The sequence below is a fragment of the Neobacillus sp. BF23-41 genome (genome assembly GCF_041106275.1).
In genome coordinates this window covers 200110-208138 of the sequence record NZ_JBGBPR010000011.1, presented here as the reverse complement: position 1 = coordinate 208138, position 8029 = coordinate 200110, and the positions used below count along the sequence as shown (strand labels likewise).

At 37.2% G+C, this 8029-nt stretch carries 9 protein-coding genes and 1 other annotated feature; of the genes, 5 read left to right on the top strand and 4 right to left on the bottom strand.

The genetic code is table 11. The features are described 5' to 3' along the window. Positions 1-620, top strand: a 620-nt coding sequence (locus tag AB7942_RS18005; RefSeq protein ID WP_369447931.1) for a helix-turn-helix domain-containing protein, incomplete at its 5' end; no start/stop codon positions are given. Then, complete coding sequence (locus tag AB7942_RS18000; protein ID WP_369447940.1) at positions 578-1498, top strand: IS3 family transposase; 921 nt, start codon at positions 578-580, stop codon at positions 1496-1498. The genes AB7942_RS18005 and AB7942_RS18000, both read left to right, overlap by 43 nt. A gap of 70 nt (positions 1499-1568) precedes the next feature. Here AB7942_RS18000 and AB7942_RS17995 read toward each other — a convergent pair whose 3' ends face one another. Then, positions 1569-2462: a cupredoxin domain-containing protein gene (locus tag AB7942_RS17995; RefSeq protein ID WP_369447930.1), complete on the bottom strand. Its 894-nt coding sequence runs from the start codon at positions 2460-2462 to the stop codon at positions 1569-1571. Positions 2463-2628: 166 nt separating this feature from the next. Then, positions 2629-2760, bottom strand: a complete 132-nt coding sequence (locus tag AB7942_RS17990; RefSeq protein ID WP_369447929.1) for a hypothetical protein — start codon at positions 2758-2760, stop codon at positions 2629-2631. 152 nt (positions 2761-2912) lie between these two features. Then, positions 2913-3129: a binding site (T-box leader), on the top strand. A gap of 78 nt (positions 3130-3207) precedes the next feature. Here AB7942_RS17990 and proS point away from each other — a divergent pair. Both proS and AB7942_RS17980 read left to right on the top strand, forming a co-directional pair. Beyond that, positions 3208-4638, top strand: a complete 1431-nt coding sequence (gene proS, locus AB7942_RS17985) for a proline--tRNA ligase (protein ID WP_088086811.1) — start codon at positions 3208-3210, stop codon at positions 4636-4638. Positions 4639-4939: 301 nt separating this feature from the next. After that, positions 4940-5506, top strand: a complete 567-nt coding sequence (locus tag AB7942_RS17980) for a GNAT family N-acetyltransferase (RefSeq protein ID WP_369447928.1) — start codon at positions 4940-4942, stop codon at positions 5504-5506. Between the two features lie 71 nt (positions 5507-5577). Here AB7942_RS17980 and AB7942_RS17975 read toward each other — a convergent pair whose 3' ends face one another. After that, positions 5578-6147: a YdcF family protein gene (locus AB7942_RS17975; protein WP_369447939.1), complete on the bottom strand. Its 570-nt coding sequence runs from the start codon at positions 6145-6147 to the stop codon at positions 5578-5580. Positions 6148-6332: 185 nt separating this feature from the next. Between AB7942_RS17975 and AB7942_RS17970 the strand changes: the two genes are divergently transcribed. Beyond that, positions 6333-6998, top strand: a complete 666-nt coding sequence (locus AB7942_RS17970) for a vWA domain-containing protein (RefSeq protein WP_168243186.1) — start codon at positions 6333-6335, stop codon at positions 6996-6998. A gap of 128 nt (positions 6999-7126) precedes the next feature. Here AB7942_RS17970 and AB7942_RS17965 read toward each other — a convergent pair whose 3' ends face one another. Further along, positions 7127-7975, bottom strand: a complete 849-nt coding sequence (locus AB7942_RS17965) for a DegV family protein (protein ID WP_369447927.1) — start codon at positions 7973-7975, stop codon at positions 7127-7129. Between the last annotated feature and the right edge of the window lie 54 nt (positions 7976-8029).

Below are 8029 nucleotides of genomic sequence, written 5' to 3'. Positions count from 1 at the left end.
ATCAATATTCGATAAACGAAGTCGCATCAATTTATAAAGTACACCACTCCTCTATTTTGGAATGGAAACATAAATTTGATAAGTATGGGACGGACGGTCTAAAGGAGTCTTCCACTTGGAAAAGGTATTCTAAGGAACTAAAACTATCCTCCATAAGGGATTACCTTTCTGGTAAATATTCTTTACGAGAGATTACAAGAAGGTATGAAATATCGGATTTATCGGTCCTCAGGAAATGGATTAACAAGTATAATAGTCATAGTGAATTAAAGGATACGTCACACGGAAGGACGAGCTCTATGACTAAAGGAAGAAAAACCACTTTAGATGAACGGAAACAAATTGTTTATTATTGCTTGGAGAACGGTAAAGATTATCAAAAAGCAGCCGAGACCTATCAAGTTTCTTATCAACAAGTATATCAGTGGGTTAAAAAGCATGAAGATGGTGGAGACGAAGCGCTTAGGGATAAGCGAGGAAAGAATAAAGTAGAAGCAGAGCTTTCTCCAGAAGATAAGGTTAAACTCGAGATGCGAAAGCTGGAAAAAGAAAATGAACGTTTACGTGCAGAGAACGAATTCTTAAAAAAGTTAGAGGAGATCGAAAGGAGGCGAAGATAAGTCAAATTCGATTTGAAGATAAGTATAACGCAATTCAAGAGCTACATCAGGAAGAAAATCTCGCTATTGTCTTACTCTGTGAGGTTGCAGGAATTGCACGATCTGCTTATTATAAGTGGCTAAATCGCACACCTTCTGTTCGTGAGCTTCGAAATGAAGAAATTATAAAGGAAATGAAGGCTCTTCATGAGAAAGTTGATGGAATCTATGGATACCGTCAAATGACTTTAAATATGAATCGAAAATTCGAGGAGGACCTCAATCATAAGCGAATTTATAGACTAATGAAGATATCTGGCCTTGAAAGCGTCATTCGGAAAAAGAAGAAACGTTATAAGCCCTCAACTCCCCAACACGTTGCAGAAAATGTGCTCAATCGTGAGTTCACAGCGGAAAAACCGAATGAAAAATGGGTTACGGATGTCACCGAATTTAAATATGGCCAATCAAAAAAGGCTTATTTAAGTGCGATTCGTGATCTATATGATGGGTCGATTGTTAGCTATGTTTTAGGACATTCAAATAATAATAACCTTGTCTTTAAGACACTAGACCAAGCAATAACCCATTTAGATGGAGACAAACCACTTATTCATAGTGATCGAGGGTATCAATACACCTCTCATGGATTTAAACGAAAGTTAGATGCCGAAGAGATGACGCATAGTATGTCGCGGGTGGGTAGATGTATTGATAACGGGCCAATGGAATCTTTTTGGGGAACACTTAAATGTGAAAAGTATTATTTACATAAGTATGAGACATTCGAAGAACTTTCTATTGCGATAGACGATTACATTAAATTTTATAATTATGAAAGATATCAAAAACGACTAAACGGCCTTAGCCCTATGGAATATAGAGCTAAAGCCGCTTAGTGCATTTTTATTATTTCCACTGTCTACTTGACGGGGGGCAGTTCAAAGTTGTCGTGTGCTTTTGGCATTCTTATTCAACAATAATTGTCCCTTTAAACATTTGCATTCCGCAGCTAAAGGTATATTCTCCGGACTTATCCGGAGTAAAGGTTAGTTTTGTTGTTCCAGTTTTTAGGTTGACATTGTTAATATTAAAATCAGGAATCATAAAGGTGGATATACAATTACTACTATCCAATGGATTTTTAATTTCTAGTTCTACTGGTACACCCTTTTTCACTCGAATAACATTAGGCGTGTACCCCTGTGTGGTTACTTCCATCTTTACAAGTGGCTTGCTTTCCTTTGTCACATCAACTTCCGTTTTGGGAACCTCTTGACTAGTAGCAGCTTGTTGAGTTGCTGTTTGCGTTGTTTGCCTTTGACCTGGAATTTCGACCATATCACTGCTATACATAAATAAAAATAATGATACTATCACAACGCCTCCTGCGATGATCGCAAATGGTGAGAGCTCTTGTGTATCAAGGGATAATTTATTATTCGATTCCACGAAAAGATACATGATTACGAATCCGATAATTAATATATAAAAACCTAACAAGATTCCAAGTAAAATAGTAGGATTAATAAATTGAAGAAAGGCACCGAGAATAGCTCCAATGATCCCGCCCATTAAACCAGAAATTGATCCCATTAGGATGGCTAATATCCCAACGGGGTGTCCAGCTAAGAACCCTACGACGAAACCAATAATCATACTGACTCCGACTACTAGAAAAATCTCACCGGAAATGATGCCAATGATACTGCCGGTCAGTAACCCTGTGATTACCGCAATGACCATACTAATCATAATCCCAGATGTATTGGCTAGCTTATTTTTATGACGGTAAACAGAATAAATGGAATATCCGGTACCAATGGCAACTACAATCGCCGAAATAATCGCAAAAATATTCATTTTATGTCTCCTCAGATGTGTATGTTTTATTCATTAAATAATGTACAACATATGAGTATTATAAATGGAAATGACCCATTCAAATTTGTATTTTTAGTGATTAATATGAACGTTTTATGAATATTAATGAGGTTAAATTAGGATATGGAATAGTAGGAGATCGATTTTATTCTTTATTTTCTTTATCAAGGGTATTTTTATAAATTCTTTTCATGGCCTCATTCTGCATTTTGATATATTCAAGCAGAAATTCTTTTTCTTCTTCCTCTTGTTGGAGATCATCCTTTTTTTTTTCCAAGTAAGCCACCCCATTTTTTCTAATTACTAGCATTTTAACTGATTTATATAGACGTTTAAAGTATATTTTAAGGAAAATTGCTGGCTTCAGCAAAATATTCCATAAAAAAATTGACTTTTTTTATAATGAAATATATAATTTTCAAAAATACTATTGAAACTGTGACGGGGATTAGTAAAGTGAAAAGGTCTTACCAAGAGAGGAAACCAAGGGTGCGAGGTTTCTTAAGACAGTCATTTGAACCTGCCTCTGAGTTCTGTATCGGATACATATGAAGATACATGCGGATAATGTCCGTTATCATGGAAAGTGTATAAAGCTTTTTGCTTTATGAATTTAGGGTGGTACCGCCAGGCCTTGGTCCCTTTTTTGAGGATCAAGGCCTTTTTGTGTAGAAATGCGGAAGCGACCGTTACTTATTTAAAAAAATTTAATGAGGTGTCAAACATGGCAAAAGAATTTGTAAAAGATGTAACTGCAATGGACGATGATTTCGCCCAGTGGTATACCGATGTGGTAACAAAAGCTGACTTAATTGATTATTCAAGTGTTCGTGGCTCGATGATTATTCGACCATATGGTTATGCTTTATGGGATAATATAAAAAATGAATTGGATCGCCGTATAAAAGAAACGGGGCATGAAAATGTTTATATGCCTTTGTTTATTCCTGAAAGCTTGCTGCAAAAAGAAAAAGATCATGTTGAAGGTTTTGCACCAGAAGTGGCGTGGGTCACACATGGTGGATCTGAACCGTTGGCAGAACGATTAGTTGTCCGCCCTACATCAGAGGTTCTTTTTTGCGAGCATTATAGTAACATCATTCATTCTTACAGAGATCTGCCAAAGCTTTATAACCAATGGGCAAACGTGGTCCGTTGGGAAAAAACAACCCGTCCATTCTTACGGACATTAGAGTTTTTATGGCAGGAAGGTCATACAGCGCATGCAACTGACGAAGAGGCTATGGAAGAAACCATTAAAATGCTAAATGTTTATGCCGCAGTTTGTGAAGAAATCCTTGCGATTCCAGTTGTAAAAGGACAAAAAACGGAAAAAGAAAAGTTTGCAGGTGCGAAAGCTACTTTTACGATAGAAAGCTTAATGCATGATGGAAAAGCATTACAGTCTGGTACATCCCACCACTTCGGTACAGGATTTGCCGAGGCATTTAACATTCAATATACAGACAAAGAAGGAAAGCTCCAATATGTACATCAAACCTCTTGGGGCTTCACCACAAGGATTATCGGTGCCTTAATCATGGTGCATGGCGATGACCGCGGCCTTGTGATTCCGCCAAAAGCTGCACCAACTCAAGTGATGATTGTGCCGATTGCTCAGCATAAAGAAGGCGTTCTTGATTTTGCCTATGAGTTAAAAGAGACTTTATCAAGTGTTGTACGTGTAGGGATCGATGCTAGTGATAAAAAGCCAGGCTGGAAGTTCAATGAGTATGAAATGAAAGGTATTCCAGTCCGTCTTGAGGTGGGACCTAAAGATATCGAAAACAAGCAAGTGGTTTTAGTAAGACGCGATACTTTAGAGAAAGTGTTTGTTCCGCTCGACCAATTAGAAACGAAGCTTGTTGAGTTATTAGATGAAATTCAAACAAATTTATATAATAAAGCACTTACTCATCGTGAAGAAAGAACCACTGTTGCTGTAACACTTGATGAGTTAAAGCAATCACTCGAAGCAAAACCAGGTTTTATCAAGGCCATGTGGTGCGGCGAATTAGCTTGTGAGGAAAAAATAAAAGAAGATACAGGGGCAACATCTAGATGTTTGCCATTCGAGCAAGAAAAAGTATCTGACAAATGTGTATGCTGTGGAAAAGAAGCCAATAAAATGGTTTATTGGGCAAAAGCATACTAAAAATAGCAAACTTTCGGGCTCTTCCTGGTTAGGAAGAGTCTTTTTTATTTTATATTGTGCTGTAACAGTATACGAAATTAAGTTTATGAGCGAATTTTTCGATTGAATGGGCGGATTTCTTGGTTTTATGAGCGAATTTATTAGTTGAATGGGCGAATTTCTCTGTATAATGAGCGAATTAAACTTTCGGCGTATCAGCGGATTTTTCAATCAGCGAATCGGCTCCTCCATATTTTTTTCTGAAAAAAGGAATGAACAATAATCGTAGCGAATTGTTTATATTCAGAAGGAGGGCAAAATTATGAAACCAATACTACTAGACTTTCCAAATCAATTTTATACAGAAAGATTACTTATTCGCATGCCACTTCCCGGAGATGGTAAAGTGGTGTACCAAGCAATGCAGTCTTCGTTAAATGAACTAAAAGAATGGATGCCTTGGGCCCACCGGGAGCAAACCGAGGAAGATGTAGAAGTAAACATGCGTGAGGCACATGCTAAGTTTTTAACTCGCGAGGATTTGAGGTTACATATCTTTAATAGGGAAACAGGAGAATTCATCGGTTCTTCTGGATTGCACAGGATCAACTGGAATATCCCGAAGGTTGAAATAGGTTACTGGATCGATACACGCTATAGCGGGCAGGGGTATATAACGGAAGCGGCAGAGGCGATTACGAAATTTGCCTTTACTGAACTCAAAGCAAAACGGGTTGAAATTCGTTGTGACTCAAAAAATATCAAAAGTCGGGCCATTCCTGAACGCTTAGGGTTTACCTTAGAAGGCATTTTAAGAAATGATGAAATGTCTGCGAACAGAAAAGATCTACGTGATACATGTATTTATGCAAAAATAAGTAATAATTAATACAGCAAAAGAGTACTGATTTTTCAGTACTCTTTTGCATGAACTTATTGAAAAACTCTAGCTACAGGGATTTAATCAAGGAAATATCTTTTTAGATAGAATTTAGTAATCGCCAAATATTCGCGGGAATAGGATTTTACCACAGCAATCCATGGTGTTTCTGCTGGGAGTCCCTGTACCTGTAGGCCATAATCACGGGCAATTGAGACTGCCCGATATAGATGAAAATTATTTGTAACCACAAGACCAAACTTGGCACCTTCGGGAATAAGCTTTTTCGAAAAATTAATATTTTCATATGTATCAGTTGATTGATCCTCTAAGATAATCCGATTCTCGCTAATTCCTTGTTTCTTAAGTTCTCTCTTGATGGATTCAGCCTCGGATATTTCTTCACCAGATCCTTTCCCCCCAGAAGCAATGACGAGTGTATCTTGGTTTTTCTTTAAATAGTCTGCAGCGGCATTTATTCTGCTCGCAAACGCTAAGGAAGGGACGGTTCCTTTTACCCTTGCCCCGAGGACAATCAAATAGTCTGCATTTTTAGGTGTCTCCATGTTACTATATTGACTAATTTTAATTTGTAATATGCCAATGTAAATTAAACCTAAGGCGGTAAAAACTCCTACCAATAAAAACACTCTTTTCCTATTTTTCATCATTTCAAATCCATTTCAAGTTTTTTTCACAACTAATTAAACCTATTATACAAAATAATAGATTAAGTAGGTGGGAAATACTAACATATTTTTGAAATGGAGTATAATAAAAGAAGAATAAGTTTCGTAAAGCGGACTCGCATCATTACATTATGGGAGGGTTACAGATGTCATCAATTAATTTATTGAAAAAAACGGCCGGAATTGTCTTGGAAAAGAAAAAGCTAACGAATGTAGTTGCTCGAGTTGGATTAGTGTTGGATATTTCAGGTTCAATGAGAAATTTATACAAAAATGGCACGGTTCAAAAAGTTGTGGAACGGATTCTTGCAGTTGCTAGCCAATTTGATGATGATGGATCATTGGATGTTTGGGTTTATGATAATGAATTTTCTCGGTTGAAATCTGTTACGGAGAGGGATTTTACCAACTATGTTGAAGATTATATTCTGTCTAACGATTTAATACATAAATTCGGAAGAAATGATGAACCGCCAGTCATGGAGGATGTAATTCAGAAATACACGATAGAATCTCCGTCAAAGGAACCCGCTTTTATTGTTTTCATAAATGATGGGGGCTGTAAAAGAACAATTAAGAAACCAGTAGTTGAATCGTCTACAAAACCGATTTTTTGGCAATTTGTTGGTATCGGTGATTCCAATTTTGAAGTCTTGGAAAAATTGGACACGATGGAAGGTCGTTTTATAGATAATGCTAACTTTTTTCATATTAAAGATATCGAAAAGACCACAGATGAAGAGTTGTATAATCAGTTGCTGAATGAACTCCCATCTTGGTTAATTGAAGCGAAAGCTAAGGGGATTTTGTAGAATATTTATTAATAAGATTCTAACAGTCCATAGTTAATTATCGTTACTACATTCTCCTATTTTGCAAGGTCACGGGTACGATTTTTTTCAAAATGTAGAAAAAGGACTGAATGCTTCAGTCCTTTTCATTATTCACAAACCCACGACAGTCCAAGCGTTCCTACCCCAGTATGCACGCCTGCCACAGTAATCAGCATCATTAACTCAGTTTGGATATCAGGGAATGTTTCGTTGACTAATTGTTCAAGCACGGCAGCTCTCTCGATATCATTAGCATGAACGATAGCAACTTTCCTAACATTCGTTGTTTCCATGTCTGTTTGTAAATTATTAATCAACCAGGAAATCGCTCTTTTTTCGGTGCGAACCTTATCTTTAATCTTAGCGCCACCGTCTTCAATCGCTAAAATCGGCTTTATATTAAATAATGAAGCTAGTATTGCTTGGCCGCCGGATACTCTGCCGCTTTTTTTTAGTTGGTCCAGATTTGAGGGGACTAAATATAAGCGTGTATTGTCGCGTAGTGCATTTAATTCTGCGACAACCTCACCGCTCTCATGTCCTTTTTCCACAAGTTCGATCCCTTTTTTTATTAAAAAAGAAAGAGGGTAGGAACCTGTCAGGGAGTCAATCGGAAACAGTTTAAAATCAGCCATTTCTGCTGCCATTACAGAGGTTTGAAACGTCCCTGATAAGCGACTGGAAGCATGAATGGCTATTCCATAGTCATAGTCTTCTTTTAACCTTGTATAAAGTTCCACAAAATCACCCAGGGCGGGCTGGGAGGTTTGAAATTTCGAATCCTCATGTTTCATTCGCTCATAAAACTCTTTTTGTGTAATATCTATTGTTTCCTTGTAGGATTCTTGGTTAATTACAATGTTAAGTGGAACTACATGTATATTATTTTGCTCGATAAACTCTTTGCTTAGCGAAGCCGTTGTGTCAGTAATCCATGCAATTTTTGCTGCATTCATGTTAATCCTCTTCCTCCAGTGAAATCTCTTATTTCTATCTCATATAATCTCAAT